The organism is Salinimicrobium maris (assembly GCF_049680855.1).
In the GTDB taxonomy this organism is placed as follows: Bacteria; Bacteroidota; Bacteroidia; order Flavobacteriales; family Flavobacteriaceae; genus Salinimicrobium.
In genome coordinates this window covers 719264-736910 of sequence record NZ_JBMPGS010000001.1, presented here as the reverse complement: position 1 = coordinate 736910, position 17647 = coordinate 719264, and the positions used below count along the sequence as shown (strand labels likewise).

Sequence of the window (17647 nt, the reverse complement as noted above, 5' to 3'; positions counted from 1 at the left end):
CTTTCAACGCAAATTAGCTAAACGACTTATTCATTTAAATAAAAACTTTAAGACTATGGCAAAGATAACCGCCGCAGAAGTAAATAAATTGAGAAAAGCAACCGGTGCCGGAATGATGGATTGCAAAAAGGCGTTGGTAGAAGCTGAAGGAGATTACGATAAAGCGATCGAGGTGCTTCGTAAAAAAGGACAAAAAGTTGCTGCAAACCGTGCCGACAGAGAATCATCTGAAGGAGCTGTTATTGCAACCGTAAATGCCGATAACTCTAAAGGAGTAATTGTTTCTCTTAACTGTGAAACCGACTTCGTTGCTAAAAACGATTCTTTCGTACAATTGGCACAGGACTTTGCTCAACTAGCTTTAGATGTGAACTCTAAAGAAGAACTTTTAGCAAAGGACTACAAAGGTATCACTGTTGAAGAAAAACTTACTGAGCAAACAGGTGTTATTGGTGAGAAAATAGAGATTGGAGATTTCAGAACTTTAGAAGCTCCTTTCGTTGGATCTTACATCCACGCAGGTAACAAAATCGCTGTTCTTACAGGTCTTTCAGGAAAGTCTGAAAATGCTGAAGAAGTTGCAAAGAACGTTTCTATGCAGGCTGCTGCAATGAATCCTGTTGCATTGAATGAAGAAGGTGTTGACCAGACTGTGATCGATAAAGAAGTTGAGATCGCAAAAGATCAATTGAGACAGGAAGGAAAGCCTGAAGACATGCTTGATAACATCGCAAAAGGAAAAATCAAGCGCTTTTTCAAAGATAACACTCTTGTAAACCAGCCTTTCATTAAAGACAACAAACAAACTATTGCTGAGTATGTAAAGTCTGAAAACGCTGACTTGCAAGTAGTAAGTTTCGAAAGAGTAGCTTTAGGATAAGTATCCAAAATTGACATTTTTCGGAATTATTATTCTCCGGAAAAGAAAAAACCGCTTCAAAATTTGAAGCGGTTTTTTTATATCTTTCTATAGGAGGTAACTTTTATTCCAATCCAGGTGCATCGGAAATACTGCTGGCTCTTCTAAAGATCATAAATGTGGGTTGATTTTCAGGAATTTCCGGGTAGAGATTTCCAATCTGGAAGGCATCTTCATTAATCTGTCTAAAATACAACGAGGACGTACTGCCATTTTCTCTCTTCAAATAAATGGAGTCACCTTCGATAAAGTAGGTTCTATCCTGTTTTTCACCTGATCGATCAATGAAAACCTGGTCGTCTTTATAGAAGTAAAATTCGGTTCTGTTTTCGTCAGGAGATTCTTCAAGCCAGCTTCCATAGAGCAACATTTCATCATCAACATCTACAGAGCATCCAGCGGCAGTAAGAGCAATTAGGGCAGATACCACCCATTTTACAGTAAAAATCTTCTTTCCTTTCATGACATCTTATCTCATTTCTAACAAAAGTATTTAAAAAACGGCTTAAGACGATAATTATTACCTCAAAAACTAGATATCAATGCTTCACATAATTTTAGTTTTTAGGCATATCGTTCTCACAATTAATTTCCTTAGTTTTGCACAACCATCAAACATCCGGAATGCACTATAAAAGAATATTACTCAAATTATCAGGCGAAGCTTTAATGGGAACCCGTCAATACGGTATCGATCCTCAAAGACTGGCAGAATATGCTCAGGAAATCAAGGAGGTCACAGATACTGGTGTTGAAGTAGCCATAGTAATTGGAGGTGGTAATATTTTTAGAGGAGTTTCGGGTGCCAGCAAAGGGATGGACCGTGTAACCGGAGACCACATGGGAATGCTGGCCACTGTTATTAACGGGCTTGCATTACAAAGTGCACTTGAAGACGCCGGGATACAAACCAGGCTTCAGTCGGCAGTGAAAATAAATGAAGTAGCCGAACCTTTTATCCGAAGAAAAGCGATGCGCCATCTCGAAAAAGGACGCGTGGTTATTTTTGGAGGAGGAACGGGGAATCCATATTTCACTACAGATTCTGCAGCAGTTCTTCGTGCTATAGAAATTCATGCAGATGTGATCCTGAAAGGGACCAGAGTAGACGGCATTTACACTGCCGATCCCGAAAAAGATGCCAAGGCAACCAAATTTGATTTTATAAGTTTCGAGGATGTCCTTTTAAAGGGCCTCAAAGTAATGGATACCACTGCTTTTACCCTTAGCCAGGAAAATAAATTGCCCATCATTGTATTTGACATGAACAAACCCGGTAATTTAATGAAAGTGGTTACAGGCGAAAATGTAGGTACAAAGGTAAATTAGCCTTTCACGTAGATCTTGAAAAAGTTTTTTAAAAATTAAGTTGATAAAAAATGGACGACGAATTAGATTTTATTATTGACAGTGCAAAAGAGGCAATGGACAATGCCATTGTGCACCTTGAGAAACAACTGCTCAACATTCGTGCAGGAAAAGCAAGTCCTTCTATGTTAGGAAGTGTTAGGGTAGATTATTACGGAAGTCAGACGCCGCTCAATCAGGTGGCGAATGTGAACACTCCAGATGCCAGAACGCTTTCAATTCAACCTTTCGAAAAGTCCACGATCCCGGCTATTGTAAAGGGTGTAATGCAAGCTAATCTTGGCTTCAACCCAATGAATAATGGAGATAGCGTGATTATTAGTGTACCACCATTAACCGAAGAACGTCGTCGCGAGCTTGCAAAACAAGCCAAAGCTGAAGCAGAAGACGCAAAAATTGGTGTTCGAAATGACCGGCGAAATGCGAACCAGGAAATAAAGAATCTTGATCTGTCTGAAGACGTTCAAAAAGACGCTGAAGCAGAAATTCAAACTCTTACAGATGCGCACATTGAAAAGATCGAGAAGATCCTTGCGGTGAAAGAAAAAGAAATTATGACGGTTTAATCCAGATCACAAAATAAAATTTTAAGCGGCTCCAAAAAGCCGCTTTTTTTGTGCTTTTCCCACACCCAAACCCAATAGAGGATTTTCTCACAATAGTTAAAGGTTGTCTTCTACAGTTCTTTTGTACCTTTGCAGCCCTTAAAATTTCCGCATGTCTAAGTTTTTAAGTTTTGAATTCTGGAACACGGTTGCTCGTGTTATCCTGCGCAACAGGATATTCATCCTCTTCCTGATCCTAGGTTTTACAATTTTTCTCGGTTTGCAGTGGAAGAATATGCGCTTTTCATATACCGAAGCCAACCTGCTGCCAGATGATGACGAGATCAACATCAAGTATCAGGAATTCCTCGATAAGTTTGGGGAAGAAGGAAGCGTGATCGTTATGGCCGTGAATGATCCTTCCGTTTTTACTCCAGAAGTTTTTAACGCTTGGAATGCTCTGGCTAAACGTACTGAAGATTTTGAAGAAGTTGAATACGCGCTTTCGGTAGGAGACTTGCAGCAGCTTCAGAAGTTTGAAGATCCAAAGCGTTTTGAAATGGTCCCGCTGGTGACAGAAGATTCCCCCGATAGTCTTCAGGTTGAAAATTACCGGAAAGAACTTTTCAAAAATTTGCCATTTTACGAAGGTCTGGTATACAGCACAAAGAGCAACACCATCCAGACCGCTATATATCTTGATAAAGAAATTGTAAATACCGTAGCACGAAAAGATTTTATTGTACAGGATCTTATACCCCTCATCGAGAATTTTGAGAAAGATCACAATGTAAACGTCTATACCTCAGGCATGCCTTACATACGCACGCTTAATTCACAAAATATTATTGATGAGATAAGTTTGTTCATTGGTGCGGCATTGCTGGTGACTTCCCTTATTTTCTTCTTCTTTTTCAGGTCTATTCGGGCGACTGTTATTTCCATGATCACAGTGATCATTGGCGTAATGTGGGCTTTTGGATTTCTTGGTCTCTTACATTATGAGATCACTGTTCTCACCGCAATAATTCCGCCGTTGATCATTGTAATAGGAATACCCAACTGTATCTTTCTTATTAATAAATATCAGCAAGAGATTCAGAAGCATGGAAATCAGGCAAAATCTCTACAGCGTGTTATTACCAAAGTGGGAAATGCCACTTTAATGACCAATTTAACCACAGCTTTGGGATTTGCTACTTTTATTCTCACAGATAGTACCCTACTTAAAGAATTTGGCGTAGTAGCATCATTGAATATCATTGCCATTTTCATCCTTAGCCTGTTAATCATTCCCATAATTTACAGTTATATGTCTCCGCCAAGAGCGAAGCACCTGAAGCACCTTAACAAATCATGGATTGAAGGTTTCGTGAACTGGATGGAAAAAATGGTTAGACACAGGAGAATTACCATCTATATCACTTCCCTCGTGGTCCTGGTGGCAAGTATCATTGGATTGTATACCATCAAAGTTTCGGGAAGCCTCCTCGAAGATATGCCTAAAAAAGCCGGCTTTTTTCAGGATGTAATGTTCTTCGAGGTAGAATTTGAAGGAGTAATGCCATTAGAAATTCTTATTGACACGAAAAGAGAAAATGGAGTCATGAAGCTCTCCAATCTTAAGAGAATGGAAGAGCTGGAAGAACTTCTTGCCGAAGAAAAAGAGCTTTCGCAGCCATTATCTGTAGTACGATTGGTGAAATATGCAAAACAGGCTTATTATAACGGGAATCCGAAATATTTTCAACTACCCACATCTCAGGAACAAAATTTCATTCTCCCTTACACCCGAAATTTATCTTCAGGTGAAAACATTTTGCAGTCATATGTTGACAGCACCGGCCAGTTTGCTCGGGTGTCTGCTTTCATGCAGGATATTGGCACCGAAGAAATGGAAGAAATTGAAGAGGAGCTTTGGCCAAAGATTCATGAAATTTTTCCGGAGGAACGTTATGAAGTCACTATGACCGGCCGGGCACTCATCTTCCAAAAGGGTACAAATTATCTTGTCAAAAACCTAGTAATCTCCCTGGGACTGGCAATTTTTCTTATTGCCATCTTTATGGCCTGGATGTTCAAATCCCTTAGAATGATCTTTGTCTCTCTGGTCCCAAACCTGCTGCCGTTAGTAATTACTGCCGGATTAATGGGTTTCCTTGGAGTTCCCATAAAACCTTCCACAATCCTTGTTTTTAGCATCGCCTTTGGGATATCTGTAGATGACACTATTCATTTCCTCGCTAAGTATAGACAGGAACTTAAAGCCAACAACTGGAAGATCAAAAGATCTGTCTATGCGGCCCTTCGAGAGACCGGGGTAAGTATGTTTTATACCTCGATCGTCCTGTTCTTCGGATTTTCGGTGTTCATGATTAGTAGTTTTGGAGGTACAGTGGCTTTAGGAGGGCTTGTTTCTGCGACATTGCTCTTCGCGATGCTCTCCAATCTTCTTTTATTACCCTCCCTCCTGCTCGCTCTTGAAAAAAACATAGCCAACAAAGATATTTTGAAGGAGCCGGCAGTAAATATTCTTTCAGAATCTGAAGAGGAGGATGATGATAATAGAAACCGGAATGAAACCTGAAAAAACCTTTGACTTTTTTGCCATTTTTGGAACCCATTTTTTTTAAAAATGCGTTCTTGGTAAGCTTGCAGGGATAAATTATCTTTGTGTTCCAAATTCAATAAAATGATAAAAGGCAAAGTTGCTGAGCTTTTGAGCAGCACTCAATATTTACACGAAGTAGAGGTTAAAGGATGGGTTCGTTCTTTTAGAAGTAATCGCTTTATAGCACTAAATGACGGTTCTACCATCAACAATATTCAGTGTGTTATAAACTTTGAAAAAACTCCGGAAGAACTTCTAAAGCGCATCACTGTTGGTGCAGCCATTAAAGTTATTGGAACACTTCATGAAAGCCCCGGAAGCGGCCAAAAGGTGGAAATTCAGGCAACTTCTGTAGAAATTTTAGGTGATGCAGATCCTGAAGAAGTTAAACTCACCATTCTGTCTCCAAAGCGTCATAGCCTTGAAAAGCTGAGGGAGCAAGCTCATTTAAGAGTTCGCACCAATACTTTTGGAGCCGTTATGAGAGTTCGTTCAAAACTGTCTTTTGCCGTGCATAGCTATTTTCAGCAAAATGCCTTTCATTATGTCAATACTCCCATTATCACCGGAAGTGATGCCGAAGGGGCCGGAGAAATGTTCAGAGTAACTTCATTTGATCTTAAAGATGTTTCAAAGAACGAGGACGGCAGCATAAATTATAAAGAAGATTTCTTCGGAAAAGAAACTAATTTAACGGTCTCCGGTCAACTCGAAGGGGAAGCTTATGCCCTCGGACTGGGACAGATTTACACCTTCGGACCTACTTTTAGAGCCGAAAATTCCAATACCTCGCGCCATTTAGCTGAATTCTGGATGATAGAACCCGAAATGGCATTTTGCGATCTTGACGGAAACATGGATCTGGCTGAAGATTTTATCAAATTCGTGCTCAAATATGTCCTAGAAAATTGTGAGGACGATTTGGCATTTTTGAATGACCGGTTAGCTGGTGAAGAAAAAAGTAAACCGGAAGCAGAGCGCAGCCCCATGACCCTGCTAGAAAAACTGCGTTTTGTGGTTGACAACAACTTTAAGCGCGTAAGCTATACCGAAGCTATTGAGATCCTGAAGAACTCAAAGCCAAACAAAAAGAAAAAGTTCAATTATATCATAGAAGAATGGGGAGCAGATCTTCAAAGTGAGCACGAGCGTTATCTTGTTGAGAAACATTTTAAATGCCCTGTAATCCTTTTTGATTACCCGGCAGATATTAAAGCCTTTTACATGCGCCTCAATGAAGATGGAAAAACAGTTCGCGCAATGGATATCCTTTTCCCCGGAATTGGAGAAATTGTTGGAGGCTCACAGCGCGAAGAACGGCTTGATGTTTTAAAGAAAAAGATGGCAGAGCTAGGAATAGAGGAAGAAGAATTGTGGTGGTACCTAGATACACGCAAATTCGGAACCTGTGTTCATAGCGGATTTGGCCTTGGTTTTGAACGCCTTGTACAGTTTACCACAGGAATGTCAAACATTCGTGATGTGATTCCGTTCCCCCGAACTCCTCAAAATGCTGAATTTTAATATTCATTCATAAAGAAGTCTTAAAACAATCTTCATTCTTTCACGATTGGGGATTGTTTTTTTATTTTTATAGAAAGCCGAAACCTCTATGCTAAAACAGCAATTAAATTTTAAACTATCTCAAAAGCTCTCTCCGCAACAGATTCAGCTCATGAAGCTCATCCAGTTGCCAACGCAGGCATTTGAGCAAAGGCTTAAGCAGGAAATGGAGGAAAACCCTGCTCTTGAAGGCGGTAAAGAGGAGAAAGAGGAATATGAAGATGATTTCAGTAACGAGGAATACCAGGAAGAAGATCCAGGTAATGAAACCATCGAGACAGAAATTGACGTAGATGAATACCTGAGTGACGACGAAATTCCTAATTACAGGCTACAGGCCAATAATTACAGTGCAGATGATGAAGACAAGCATGTTCCTTATGCATCTGGAACTTCTTTCACGCAATTCCTGAAAACGCAGCTTAGCACCTTAAGACTTGATGATGATGAAAAAGAAATAGCAGAATTTTTAGTCGGAAGCGTGGATGAGAGTGGATATATCCGCCGCTCTGTACAGGATATTGTAGATGACCTGGCATTTACACAAAATGTTTACACCGAAGAAAAGACGGTTGAAAAAGTCCTGAAATATGTGCAGGAACTGGATCCGCCAGGAGTGGGAGCAAGATCTTTGCAGGAATGCCTTTTAATTCAGTTGGATCGTAAAGAGCCTACAAAGGCTGTAAGCCTGGCAGCAGACATTATGGAGCGGTCTTTTGATCAATTCAGCAAAAAGCATTACCAGAAGTTACTTTCCAAGCACGATATTTCCGAGGAGGAATTACGGGAAGCAATTGATGTCATTGAACATCTTAATCCCAAACCCGGTGGTGCTTACGCCGGAAATACAAGAATTGTAGAGCATGTAATCCCAGATTTCACCATCAAAATTGTTGATGGAGATTTGGAGCTTACCTTAAACGGAAGAAATGCTCCCGAAATGCACGTTTCCAAGGATTACAGTGAGATGCTAAAGGGGTACAAGGAATCCAAGGAAAAATCTAAAGCACAAAAGGATGCGGTAATGTTTATAAAGCAGAAGCTGGACGCGGCTAAATGGTTCATTGAAGCTATAAAACAGCGGCAAACTACTCTTTTTGTAACAATGAGTTCTATCATGAACTATCAAAAAGAGTATTTCTTGACCGGCGATGAACGTAACCTCAAGCCAATGATCTTAAAAGACATTGCAGACGAAATTGGCATGGACGTTTCTACAGTTTCCAGAGTTGCTAACAGCAAGTATGTTGATACTCCGTATGGTACAAAGTTGATCAAAGAGTTTTTTTCCGAATCCATGAAAAATGACCAGGGAGAAGATGTTTCCACTCGTGAGATTAAGAAGATCTTGGAGATGACGATAGAAGAGGAGAACAAAAGGAAACCTCTTACAGATGAAAAATTAGCAAAGATGCTGAAGGAGAAAGGTTACCCTATTGCACGAAGAACCGTAGCCAAATACCGAGAGCAGTTAGATATTCCGGTAGCCCGGTTACGTAAAGTAATTTAATGAACTTTTTGCTAAAGCTCTCCTCCTACCTTTTTCACCCACTTTGGATGCCTTTTGCAGGCACTTTACTCTATTTTCTAACAACACCTCGATTTTTTCCGGAGCCGGTCGTAAAAGCTAAATTGATGGCTATTTCAATTATGACCCTATTCATCCCGCTGGTCTTTCATTTTCTTTTGAAAACCCTTGGAATCGTTTCTTCCCCTTTTCTTAAAGAGGTTAGCGAGCGAAAGTGGCCACTGCTGTTTTACATCGCTATTATTTTGGTAACTCTTCGTTTCGTTCTTGATACTTATGATTACCCGGAGATTTATTATTATTTTGTGGGAATCTTATTTTCAACTTTAACGGCTCTACTTCTGGTATGGGCTAGTTTAAAGATAAGCCTGCACATGATGGGGCTGGCAGGACTCAGTATGTTCATTATTGCACTTAGTGCAAATTACCATCTTGATCTCATTTATATTATTAGTTTCCTTCTTGCCATAACGGGCCTCACAGCTACTTCAAGACTGCACTACAAAGCACACAACACCCTGGAATTAACATTAGGATATTTTGTTGGCCTCATACCTCAAATTATTGTATTAAGGTTCTGGTTATAAGATATAGAACATAAGCCCCACCTGGAAAGTCCTGAGATCAAAAGTTTCGCCATCAATTTGCGCAGCATCGCTAAAGAAAGAATTGAGACTGTAATAAAAATGAAAGTTGAAGGTATTATAGCCAAAGGTAAAGGTCGCTCCCAGCCGTAAACGATCTAATTCCGGCACATCTACCTGATTTACTGAATTACCGGGTTGCTCAAACGAAGAGTGAAAGTAATAGATATAACCCAGGCGCATACCAGTGTATACCCTCCAAAATTTATGGCTGAGTGCATTGGAAGTTCTCCACCTAAACTGCAATGGCAATTCTAAAGACTGTGTCGCAAACCTGTTCTTATCGTAATCAATTACATCTTCATCCATCACCTCAAAAACAGTCTCTTCAGACCCTGGTCCCTCCCCAATAAATAAATTTTGACCATAGGTATCAAGGGCCCAACCCAGGCCGGTACCAATTGCAACATTACGTTGTTGATTTAATGGCCAGTCACGAATAAAACCAATTTTAAATCCACCAGAAAAACCAGACTGCGAAATGTCATTTTCAGAACCTGCTAGAATGTTATAGGTAAATCCAAGATAGAACTGGTCTTCCCTGTACAGGCTATCCACTTCTGGTACTGTACCGAGTTCCACTTCCTGAGCGGCAGAGAGAAACGTACCTGAAAAAAACAGCAGAATAATAATAAAGTAGACCCTAGGCATACAGGAAGATTTTCAACAAATATAAATATTAATGCCTCAACTAATCGAATAAAAAAATCCCCTTTTGAAACTTCAAAAGGGGATTTTTTCAATATGATAAATTACTTACTGCAGGTTTTGGGAAGCGTCTCCCGTTCTCGTTGTATAGTTTATCTTTAGCGCTTCAGCCTTTCTAAGTTCCTGTTTTATATCGGAAACAAGCCCCATGTTTGTTTCCTCGTCCACCTTTAATGCAGTAGTCAAATAAGGAATCAATTCTTCCCTTTTTGACTCTCTTTCTGCAAAGATGAAAGGTTGTATGTCACTTATACTTGCAAAGTTATCATTTAACTGAATACGGGCTTCGGTACCCGCACTGCTTTGATAACGTGCACTGGGTTTTCCTGCGTAGATATACATCACCAAATCCTTTTTATCAAGCTTCTCAACCTGATCGGCATATGGTAAGGTATTCTGGATCTTCAGGGTATTTTGACGCATTACTGTCGCCACCATGAAGAAGAAAAGCAGCATAAAAACAATATCGGGTAACGATGCTGTATTCACCGCAGGTAATTCACCGCTCTTTTTCTTTTTAAATTTAGACATAGCTAAAAATTTTAGATTCCTTAATTACTCTTTGGCTCCGCTTCAGATAATTTCTGAGGCCACATATCCCTTATTTGCTCAATTTGTTCTTTAAGGGTCTCTTTATTGCCGTTATAATTGACATCGTCATAATCGGACTCCATCTTTTGAAATGATTTTCCAAATAAACGTTGTGCCGATCTATCTCGTAGATCATTGTAAGCAGCAACTAACTCGTTTTGTACAGCTATATACGTTCCATATTCTGTACCACGGTCATTTACCAACATTATAACAGCTTTCGTAGGATTATCGGAAGAGCTAGGACTTCCGGCTCCCTGGCAATAATTACAGGCTTCTTCTCCAACACCGCCACCGTTATCAAGAAATTCAATCGCAGCTTGTCTTAAAGTTCCAAGTTCCATCAACTCATCCTCAACCAGAAGCTGATTGTTTTTGTTGACGATAACCTGAAAGATGTTCTTATCTTTAATTACGGGTGGATCAACTTCATCTTCCTGCATTGGTGGTAACTTCCGGCTAATCCCACTATCGGTTTCGATAGTTGTGGTCACCAGGAAGAAAATCAAAAGCAGGAAAGCGATGTCGGCCATAGAACCCGCATTCACTTCAGGTGAAGATCGTCTAGGCATAATTTCGTTTTATTTAATTAATTTTTTCACTCCAGAAATCACCATTGCTCCAATTGCTATTGCAGCAAGAATGTAGAAGGTCCATAATCCGGCACCAATCCAGTGTACTTCGTTGGCAGTAATAACCTCTCCATCGTTGGTGATCACTTCAACCCCACTTGATAACAAGTAGGCGACAACTACAATTAGAGCAAATGCTCCCACTGAAATTAAAGTGTTCTTAATATTACCCCGGAATAATCCTTTAATAACGAAGAATACTACCAGTACAACAATAACAGCAAATACGAAGTAGGCTACAAACATTAATGGATTAACCACGCTCGCCTGTACATCAGCAGAGCTCTCTATAGCATCATCGCCTGTCATAATAAGCCTTCCCAAAAGGATGAGGCCAATTACGCCAATTACGATCGCTAAATATTTTAAAATTTTATGTATGGTCATAATCTAAGATGTTGTTCTTCTATTAAACTCTTCTTTTGTTCTTGTAGTCTACAAGCATATCGATCAAAGTAATGGAAGCATCTTCCATGTCATTTACAATACTGTCAATCTTAGCGATGATATAGTTGTAGAAGATCTGAAGAATAATAGCAACGATCAAACCAAATACCGTAGTAAGAAGTGCAACTTTAATACCACCTGCTACAAGTGAAGGCTGCATATCTCCAGCTGCTTCAATCCTGTCAAATGCCTTAATCATACCAATTACAGTTCCCATGAACCCAAGCATTGGAGCAAGAGCAATAAATAAAGAAACCCATGATACGTTCTTTTCAAGCTGTCCCATTTGCACACCTCCGTAAGCCACTACTGCTTTTTCAGCTGCTTCGGTACTTTCGTCTGCACGGTCAAGCCCCTGGTAATATATAGATGCAACAGGTCCTTTGGTGTTTCTACAAACTTCTTTAGCTGCTTCGATACCTCCACTATGAAGCGCATCTTCCACATCCTGAGCCAACCTTTTTGTATTGGTTGTAGAAAGGTTTAAATAAATGATTCTTTCAATAGCAATTGCCAAACCAAGGATCAAACATAGAAGTACAACTCCCATAAATCCTGCACCACCTTCTATGAACCTTCGTTTAAGCTCCTGATGAAAACCTACAGTTTCTTCCTCCTGTGCCGGAGCAGCCTCCTCATCCTGAACAAAATTCACGATATTATCAGGTAGGGCATTCACGCTATTTGTCGCATTTACGTTCAGGCCACCGAAGACCATAATTGTAGCGATCACCAAAGTTGAAAATAATCTTTTCATTACTGTTTTTCTTAATTTAATTAGTTAACGGGTTAAAGATATAAATATTTATTCAATAAAAACAACTTGCAGAGAGGAAGGGATTCGAACCCTCGATACGCTTTTGGCGTATACACACTTTCCAGGCGTGCGCCTTCGACCACTCGGCCACCTCTCTAAAATAAAAACTATAACATTGTTATAACGATGCGCCAAATAACGAAAAAATAATAAAACGGTCAAAATTATGCCCTTTTATTTTCACAACATCTCCCCTCTCAATGAGGTTTCGAAGATAGTTTTAAAGACCTTTGGAGATAAATCCTGGGCCAGCAAATACATTAGTTTAGCCACAGCAGCTTCTGTAGTAAGGTCTCTTCCAGAAACTACCCCAATTTTTTTTAGCTGACTACTAGTCTCATACTGCCCCATATTAATACTTCCACCTATACATTGGGTCACATTAACTATATATATGCCTTTATTGATAGTCTGCTTTAAAAGATTTATAAACCAATCTTCGGTAGGGGCATTTCCACTTCCATAAGTTTCCAAAATAACACCTTTCAAACCTTCGTATGACAAAATATGCTCCATGAGGGATTGATTTATCCCGGGAAAAATTTTCACCAATGCAATTTGGTCATTTATTCCGGTATGTAGTTTCATCTGCCTTCTCCTGTTCGGCTTCCATAGGGCTTCATGATTTACAGATAAATGCACACCAGATTCTACCAGCGGGGGATAATTAGGAGAATCAAACGCTTCAAAATGTTCAGCATTTACTTTTGTAGTCCTATTAGCCCGGTAAAGTTTGTACTCAAAATACAGGCATACCTCATTAATCACAGGAGTACCATGACGCTGCAACCCCGCAATTTGTATACTGGTAATGAGGTTTTCTTTCGCATCGGTTCGCAAATCTCCAATTGGAAGTTGAGAACCCGTGAAAATGATAGGCTTCGTCAGGTTTTCGAACATAAAGCTTAATGCCGATGCACTATAAGACATAGTATCACTACCGTGGAGCACCACGAATCCATCATATTCTTCGTAATTCCTTTCCACAATCCTGGCGATCTGTAACCAGAATTCTGGTTTCATGTTTGAAGAATCAATAGGACGCTCAAAGCTTACTGTATCAATGTTATTTTCAAGTAGTTTGATTTCCGGAATGTTCTGAAGCAATTCATCGAAATTAAAGGCTTTTAACGCGCCGGTTTCAAAATTCTTAATCATACCAATCGTTCCCCCGGTATAAATTAGAAGAATGTTAGCCTTTGTGGTCATAAAGTCCGTGCTGGTTTATTACAGGATTCGCATACATCAAAAGATAACTATTTATTGCCAGAGGATTTTTCACATCTACCCTTCTGGTAATACGACGTTCAAACTGTCGTTTTTCCTTGGAAGTATACATGTCTTCATATTTGGCAGTACTATTCAGCAGGTCAAAGGCAATATAATTTGATGGCCAGAGCTTATAACCTTTATGGATTTTTTTATCAATAAGCCCTGTCAATTGTTGTAGCTGATCGTTTACAGAGCCCGCCCGCTCTTCAATTTCAAAAAGCGTATCTAAACCTATCGGTTCTGAGGCATGTAGATGAATTCTCCCTTTGCTACCAATGGCACCTTTAAGAATGGATTTAAAATCTTCATTTGCAGATTTGATATAGATCTGCTCCATTCGCTTAGCTAGCAACTCAGGCATTTTTAATACATCAGTAGGATCAAATTCATAAGAAATTGCTACCGGCACAATTTTTAATTTGCTGAAATATTCAATAACAGAATCCTTGCCTTTAGCCATTGCGAGCATCTTGAGAACACCTTGCTGAGTATGATCGCTACCGTCTTTTGTTCTTCCTTCCCGCTGCGCCATCCATACAGATCTCTTCTCCTCCAGAAGCAGATGCCTAATATATTCTGAAAGATTTATAGAACTCTTCAGCATTTCTCTTGGACCTAATCCTCTCTTAACCAGGAAATTGCGATTCACCTTTGAAAGCATCATTAAAAATGGCTTTTGAACCAGATTATCCCCAATTGCCGAAGCCGTCATCACAAGACCGGTCTCGTAAAGAACAGAATTAAGCAGCGAAGTGTCAAGTACTATATCTCTGTGATTAGAGATATACATATAAGCCTCTTTAGGATTTAATTTGTCGAATCCAGAATATGTAAGCCCTTCAGAACTTTTATGGAGCACCTGCTGTACTGTTTGGTAAATAATATTGGCCTGGAAATCCCTTATGGAATGACAGGCCAGCACCTTTTCCTCAATTTCATTAAAATTATCTTCAGGAAAAGTAAACTGCAGCAACGCCTTGATCATGGGATGTCTCAGGTATTGCTGAAGCGCTTCCTGCACCTCGGCATCATTATAAAACCGAATATCTTCAAAGTTTGACACTGTTTTCATGGCTTATGGTTAGCAAAAGAACAAAATTTAATATAAATCCTCTCTTTTAAACATGAAATATATCTTTTGAATTTTTGGTAGTGATCTCAGCCACCTTTGCTTCCGAAACATTATAGATCTCCGCAATTTTTTCTAAAATGTTCTTTACATAAAGACTTTCATTCCGCTTTCCCCGGTATGGTGTAGGCGCAAGGTAAGGAGCATCGGTCTCCAACACGATTTCTGAAAGTGGTATCTCCTTAAGAAAGCGGTCAATTTTGCCATTTTTGAATGTTACAACTCCGCCAATTCCAAGTTTCATATTGTACGACATGGCTTGTTGTGCCTGTTCAAAGGTACCTGTAAAGCAGTGAAAAATTCCGAAGAGATTTTCCCCTTTTTCAGACTCCAGCACCTCAAAAACCTCATCAAAAGCTTCACGGCAATGAATAACAATAGGCAACTTATGTTTTTTTGCCAGGCGAATTTGTTGCCTGAATGCCTCCTGCTGAATTTGTAAGGTCGATTTATCCCAATAAAGATCAATTCCAATTTCCCCGACTGCATAATAGCGCCTTCGCAACAATTCTTCTTCCACAAAAGCCAGTTCTTCTTTATAATTCTCTTTTACATGAGTGGGATGAAGTCCGCTCATAAGAAAAATATTTTCAGGATATTTCTTTTCGAGGTCAAACATGCTTTTGGAATATGTGGAATCAATAGCAGGAATAAAGAACCTGCTTATACCGGCATCCAGGGCACGTTTTATCATGTCATCCCTGTCTTCATCGAATGCTTCACTGTATAAATGGGTGTGCGTATCTGTTATTGTCATATTTGCAAAAATAATTTATTTTGAAGACCTATCTTTGTCAAAAAGAAAAAGAATGTCCTCTCTAAAAAAGTTCCTGAAAGAAAAAGGCTATCAAAGAATTAAACTGAAATATACGGCCACGCAACATTTTGAGCTGAAGGCAAAGATCAATAATATTGAAGGAAGCTTTATCCTAGACACGGGGGCATCAAGTTCATGTGTTGGTTTTGAAGCAATTTCTCATTTTGATCTTTTGGCCGAAGAAAGTGATATTAAAGCAGCGGGCGCCGGCGCAACAGACATGCTAACGCAAATAGCTCAAAAGAACCGTATTGAAATAAAAGGCTGGAAAAAGAAAAAAGTAGACCTGGTTTTGTTCGACCTTACTCATGTCAACAACGCCCTGGTGAAACACAAAGCTGAAAAAGTTCATGGTATTATTGGTGCCGACATTCTTAAAAAGGGCAAAGCTGTAATTGATTATAAATCAAAGACTTTATTCCTTAAATAATCTTTAACTAAAATTATGGGGGTTTTTCCCCATTGTTTGAAATTACATAATTGCCCATTTTTATACTCCAAATCTGGCAGTTATGAATTTTTCATTTATTAAAGACAAATCCGTTGTTCCGGTAATTTTAGGCGCATTTATTATAGCAGTAATTCTTCTGAATATCTATTGTCTTGTGCTGACTATATAATCCGGAAAAACTTATAAAAATAAAAAAGGCAATGATCCATAAGATCATCGCCTTTTTCTATTCAAGTATTTATAAGTTAAAGCTCTAAAGCTCTCTTCACATCATTATCCATAAGTAACTCTTCCGGATTCTCAAGTGCTTCTTTAACCGCAACAAGGAAACCAACAGATTCCTTACCATCGATAATTCTGTGATCGTAAGATAAAGCTACATACATAATAGGTCTAATCTCCACATGTCCATCTATAGCCACAGGTCTTTCAACAATATTATGCATCCCCAAAATAGCACTTTGAGGAGGATTAATAATTGGAGTTGATAACATAGATCCAAAAACACCTCCATTTGTGATAGTAAAGGTACCTCCGGTCATTTCATCTACCGTGATCTTGCCATCACGTGCACGTAACGCAAGACGTTTTACATCATCTTCTGCAGCGCGAAAGCTCATATTTTCAGCATTTCGCATGACTGGCACCATAAGACCTTTTGGTCCTGAAACAGCTATACTAATATCTTTATAATCGTACTTCACCTGGAAATCCCCATCAATCATAGAATTAACATCTGGGTAAAGATCAAGTGCACGCACTACTGCAAGGGTGAAAAATGACATAAAGCCAAGACCTACTCCATGTTTATCTTTAAATTGCTCTTTGTACTGTTTTCTTAAAGAAAATATAGCAGACATATCTACTTCGTTAAAAGTAGTCAGCATAGCAGTATCGTTCTTAGCACTCACCAATCGTTCTGCCACTTTTCGACGAAGCATAGACATTTTTTTCCGATCTTCTCCTCTTTTACCCGGCCCCGGAGTTCCCATTGATGCTTTAGCATTCACGGCATCCTCTTTAGTGACCCTTCCATCACGACCGCTTCCTTTAACGTCCTTAGAATTCATCCCTTTTTCGTCGAGGATCTTTTTAGCTGCAGGAGATGGCGTACCGGTGGCATAGGTTTTATCCTGTTGCTGTTCTGGGGTGCTTGATTTGGAAGGAGTTTCGGTTTTAGCTTCAGCCTTATCAGGACCAGATTGGGAAGCCACCTCATCTTCAGAAGCGCTGGTAGTTTCTTTTCGCTCCTCAACTATTTCTTCAGCTTTTTCATCATTGCTGTCAGCTCCACCAGGTTTAGGGGCATCTGTGTCAATAAGACACACCACCTCTCCCACAGCGACTGCATCTCCTTCTTCAGCTTTAAGGGTAATAATACCACTTGCTTCGGCAGGTAATTCCAAAGTTGCTTTATCACTATCTACTTCAGCGATTGCCTGATCTTTTTCAACGTAATCTCCGTCTTCAACCAGCCATTGCGCGATTTCAACTTCTGTGATGGATTCTCCCGGAGATGGGACTTTCATTTCTAAAGCCATGTTTTCTATTTTTATTTTGTTCCGGTACCTGGCGGTTACTTGGAACGGTAAATTTAACTATTAT

General features: G+C 39.6%; 18 protein-coding genes and 1 tRNA gene. 8 read left to right on the top strand and 11 right to left on the bottom strand.

What is annotated here, in order from left to right; all coding sequences use genetic code 11:
• Positions 1-55: 55 nt before the first annotated feature.
• Complete coding sequence (gene tsf / locus ACOV1Q_RS03485) at positions 56-880, top strand: translation elongation factor Ts (protein ID WP_424493046.1); 825 nt, start codon at positions 56-58, stop codon at positions 878-880.
• A gap of 103 nt (positions 881-983) precedes the next feature.
• Here the strand turns inward: tsf and ACOV1Q_RS03480 are convergent, their stop codons facing one another.
• Positions 984-1382, bottom strand: a complete 399-nt coding sequence (locus ACOV1Q_RS03480; protein ID WP_424493045.1) for a hypothetical protein — start codon at positions 1380-1382, stop codon at positions 984-986.
• Positions 1383-1543: 161 nt separating this feature from the next.
• Here ACOV1Q_RS03480 and pyrH point away from each other — a divergent pair, with 161 nt between their 5' ends.
• The 6 genes from pyrH (at position 1544) to ACOV1Q_RS03450 (ending at position 9121) form a co-directional block, all read left to right on the top strand.
• Positions 1544-2248 carry a UMP kinase gene (gene pyrH, locus ACOV1Q_RS03475; protein ID WP_424493044.1) on the top strand — a complete coding sequence of 235 codons (705 nt, stop codon included), beginning with the start codon at positions 1544-1546 and terminating at the stop codon, positions 2246-2248.
• A 50-nt stretch (positions 2249-2298) separates the two neighbouring features.
• Positions 2299-2853 carry a ribosome recycling factor gene (gene frr / locus ACOV1Q_RS03470; RefSeq protein ID WP_424493043.1) on the top strand — a complete coding sequence of 185 codons (555 nt, stop codon included), beginning with the start codon at positions 2299-2301 and terminating at the stop codon, positions 2851-2853.
• A 151-nt stretch (positions 2854-3004) separates the two neighbouring features.
• On the top strand, positions 3005-5419 hold the full coding sequence (locus ACOV1Q_RS03465) for an efflux RND transporter permease subunit (protein ID WP_424493042.1): 2415 nt from the start codon (positions 3005-3007) through the stop codon (positions 5417-5419).
• Positions 5420-5524: 105 nt separating this feature from the next.
• Positions 5525-6967, top strand: a complete 1443-nt coding sequence (gene asnS, locus ACOV1Q_RS03460) for an asparagine--tRNA ligase (RefSeq protein WP_424493041.1) — start codon at positions 5525-5527, stop codon at positions 6965-6967.
• Positions 6968-7055: 88 nt separating this feature from the next.
• Positions 7056-8516, top strand: a complete 1461-nt coding sequence (gene rpoN / locus ACOV1Q_RS03455; protein WP_424493040.1) for an RNA polymerase factor sigma-54 — start codon at positions 7056-7058, stop codon at positions 8514-8516.
• Between the two features lie 125 nt (positions 8517-8641).
• Positions 8642-9121: a hypothetical protein gene (locus tag ACOV1Q_RS03450; RefSeq protein ID WP_424493039.1), complete on the top strand. Its 480-nt coding sequence runs from the start codon at positions 8642-8644 to the stop codon at positions 9119-9121.
• Here the strand turns inward: ACOV1Q_RS03450 and ACOV1Q_RS03445 are convergent.
• The 9 genes from ACOV1Q_RS03445 to ACOV1Q_RS03405 all read right to left on the bottom strand — a co-directional run bounded on the left by ACOV1Q_RS03445 (position 9116) and on the right by ACOV1Q_RS03405 (position 15531).
• The gene (locus tag ACOV1Q_RS03445; protein WP_424493038.1) at positions 9116-9829 is read right to left on the bottom strand and encodes a porin family protein; all 714 of its coding nucleotides are present in this window, start codon (positions 9827-9829) and stop codon (positions 9116-9118) included. The genes ACOV1Q_RS03450 and ACOV1Q_RS03445 overlap by 6 nt on opposite strands.
• A gap of 105 nt (positions 9830-9934) precedes the next feature.
• Positions 9935-10417, bottom strand: coding sequence for an ExbD/TolR family protein (locus ACOV1Q_RS03440; RefSeq protein WP_424493037.1), 483 nt, complete (start codon positions 10415-10417; stop codon positions 9935-9937).
• A 20-nt stretch (positions 10418-10437) separates the two neighbouring features.
• Positions 10438-11049 (bottom strand): ExbD/TolR family protein, encoded by a 612-nt coding sequence (locus ACOV1Q_RS03435; RefSeq protein WP_424493036.1) that lies wholly within the window; start codon positions 11047-11049, stop codon positions 10438-10440.
• A gap of 9 nt (positions 11050-11058) precedes the next feature.
• Entirely contained in the window at positions 11059-11496 is a 438-nt protein-coding gene (locus tag ACOV1Q_RS03430; RefSeq protein ID WP_424493035.1) for a hypothetical protein, read from the bottom strand.
• A gap of 22 nt (positions 11497-11518) precedes the next feature.
• Positions 11519-12313: a MotA/TolQ/ExbB proton channel family protein gene (locus ACOV1Q_RS03425; RefSeq protein ID WP_424493034.1), complete on the bottom strand. Its 795-nt coding sequence runs from the start codon at positions 12311-12313 to the stop codon at positions 11519-11521.
• A 69-nt stretch (positions 12314-12382) separates the two neighbouring features.
• Positions 12383-12470: transfer RNA gene (locus ACOV1Q_RS03420), tRNA-Ser, on the bottom strand.
• An 83-nt stretch (positions 12471-12553) separates the two neighbouring features.
• The gene (locus tag ACOV1Q_RS03415) at positions 12554-13582 is read right to left on the bottom strand and encodes an asparaginase (protein ID WP_424493033.1); all 1029 of its coding nucleotides are present in this window, start codon (positions 13580-13582) and stop codon (positions 12554-12556) included.
• Complete coding sequence (locus ACOV1Q_RS03410; RefSeq protein ID WP_424493390.1) at positions 13566-14708, bottom strand: 1-acyl-sn-glycerol-3-phosphate acyltransferase; 1143 nt, start codon at positions 14706-14708, stop codon at positions 13566-13568. Before ACOV1Q_RS03410 ends, ACOV1Q_RS03415 begins: the two co-directional genes overlap by 17 nt.
• 55 nt (positions 14709-14763) lie before the next feature.
• A complete protein-coding gene (locus ACOV1Q_RS03405; RefSeq protein WP_424493032.1) occupies positions 14764-15531 on the bottom strand; it encodes a TatD family hydrolase in 768 nt (255 codons plus the stop codon).
• Positions 15532-15583: 52 nt separating this feature from the next.
• On the opposite strand from ACOV1Q_RS03405, the gene ACOV1Q_RS03400 reads away from it, so the two are divergent.
• Complete coding sequence (locus ACOV1Q_RS03400) at positions 15584-16021, top strand: retropepsin-like aspartic protease (protein WP_424493031.1); 438 nt, start codon at positions 15584-15586, stop codon at positions 16019-16021.
• Positions 16022-16287: 266 nt separating this feature from the next.
• On the opposite strand, the gene odhB is transcribed toward ACOV1Q_RS03400, so the two are convergent.
• Positions 16288-17583: a 2-oxoglutarate dehydrogenase complex dihydrolipoyllysine-residue succinyltransferase gene (gene odhB, locus ACOV1Q_RS03395; protein WP_424493030.1), complete on the bottom strand. Its 1296-nt coding sequence runs from the start codon at positions 17581-17583 to the stop codon at positions 16288-16290.
• Positions 17584-17647 lie beyond the last annotated feature (64 nt).

Coding starts and splice junctions, on each gene's coding strand:
- tsf (WP_424493046.1), top strand. CDS start 56: ATGGCAAAGATAACCGCCGCAGAAGTAAATAAATTGAGAAAAGCAACC.
- ACOV1Q_RS03465 (WP_424493042.1), top strand. CDS start 3,005: ATGTCTAAGTTTTTAAGTTTTGAATTCTGGAACACGGTTGCTCGTGTT.
- ACOV1Q_RS03440 (WP_424493037.1), bottom strand. CDS start 10,417: ATGTCTAAATTTAAAAAGAAAAAGAGCGGTGAATTACCTGCGGTGAAT.
- rpoN (WP_424493040.1), top strand. CDS start 7,056: ATGCTAAAACAGCAATTAAATTTTAAACTATCTCAAAAGCTCTCTCCG.
- ACOV1Q_RS03405 (WP_424493032.1), bottom strand. CDS start 15,531: ATGACAATAACAGATACGCACACCCATTTATACAGTGAAGCATTCGAT.
- ACOV1Q_RS03400 (WP_424493031.1), top strand. CDS start 15,584: ATGTCCTCTCTAAAAAAGTTCCTGAAAGAAAAAGGCTATCAAAGAATT.
- ACOV1Q_RS03445 (WP_424493038.1), bottom strand. CDS start 9,829: ATGCCTAGGGTCTACTTTATTATTATTCTGCTGTTTTTTTCAGGTACG.
- ACOV1Q_RS03430 (WP_424493035.1), bottom strand. CDS start 11,496: ATGACCATACATAAAATTTTAAAATATTTAGCGATCGTAATTGGCGTA.
- pyrH (WP_424493044.1), top strand. CDS start 1,544: ATGCACTATAAAAGAATATTACTCAAATTATCAGGCGAAGCTTTAATG.
- frr (WP_424493043.1), top strand. CDS start 2,299: ATGGACGACGAATTAGATTTTATTATTGACAGTGCAAAAGAGGCAATG.
- ACOV1Q_RS03425 (WP_424493034.1), bottom strand. CDS start 12,313: ATGAAAAGATTATTTTCAACTTTGGTGATCGCTACAATTATGGTCTTC.
- ACOV1Q_RS03415 (WP_424493033.1), bottom strand. CDS start 13,582: ATGACCACAAAGGCTAACATTCTTCTAATTTATACCGGGGGAACGATT.
- ACOV1Q_RS03450 (WP_424493039.1), top strand. CDS start 8,642: ATGGCTATTTCAATTATGACCCTATTCATCCCGCTGGTCTTTCATTTT.
- asnS (WP_424493041.1), top strand. CDS start 5,525: ATGATAAAAGGCAAAGTTGCTGAGCTTTTGAGCAGCACTCAATATTTA.
- ACOV1Q_RS03435 (WP_424493036.1), bottom strand. CDS start 11,049: ATGCCTAGACGATCTTCACCTGAAGTGAATGCGGGTTCTATGGCCGAC.
- odhB (WP_424493030.1), bottom strand. CDS start 17,583: ATGGCTTTAGAAATGAAAGTCCCATCTCCGGGAGAATCCATCACAGAA.
- ACOV1Q_RS03480 (WP_424493045.1), bottom strand. CDS start 1,382: ATGAAAGGAAAGAAGATTTTTACTGTAAAATGGGTGGTATCTGCCCTA.